This is a genomic window from Leucobacter sp. M11, from assembly GCF_035726885.1.
Lineage (GTDB): Bacteria > Actinomycetota > Actinomycetes > Actinomycetales > Microbacteriaceae > JAPFRB01.
In genome coordinates, this window is record NZ_JAPFRB010000001.1 from 188,148 (window position 1) to 188,889 (window position 742).

Below are 742 nucleotides of genomic sequence, written 5' to 3' on the forward strand. Positions count from 1 at the left end.
TGGAGCTCGAGGCGGCCACCGTCGTCCGGCAGGGTCGCGAGATCCTCGCCAAAGCGACGCTCACCGTGCACCCGGGCGAGCACTGGGCGCTGCTCGGCCCGAACGGGGCCGGCAAATCCACCCTGCTCTCGCTCGCGGGGGCCACGGTGCACCCGAGCTCCGGGACGGTGCGCGTGCTCGGGCAGCGCATCGGCCGGGTCGAACTGCAAGCGCTGCGCCGGACCATCGGGCACGTCAATCCGCGGCACCGCCTCGACCAGCCGCGCACCCTCACCGAGGTGGTGCTCACGGGCATCACCGGCACGGAGGACCTGCCGATGCGCTGGCGACCCGAAGCCGCCCAGGTCGAGTTCGCCCGCGACCTCCTCGCCACCGTTGGCCTGGGCGCGCTCGCGGACCACCGCTGGCCGACCCTGTCCCAGGGCGAGCGGGGGCGCACCCTGATCGCCCGCGCCCTCGCGGCGGACCCCCGGCTGCTCCTCCTCGACGAGCCCGCGACCGGGCTCGACGTGGCCGCCCGGGAACAGCTCCTGGAGACCATCGACGGGCTCGCCGCAACGCGGCCGGAGCTCGCCTCCGTCCTCGTCACCCACCACCTCGAGGAACTGCCCGTCACCACGAGCCACGCGATGCTGCTCGCGCACGGCCGCACGGTCGCCTCCGGGCCCGCGGCCGAGACGATCACGACGGAGCTCGTCAGCCGGGCGTTTGCGCACCCGATCCGGGTCGACTCGCAGGATGG

At 74.7% G+C, this 742-nt stretch carries 1 protein-coding gene; it reads left to right on the forward strand.

Features of this window, described 5'->3' with window-relative positions; all coding sequences use genetic code 11:
* The coding region (locus tag OOT08_RS00945; RefSeq protein ID WP_325091269.1) for an ABC transporter ATP-binding protein at nt 1–742 on the forward strand (742 nt) is incomplete at both ends.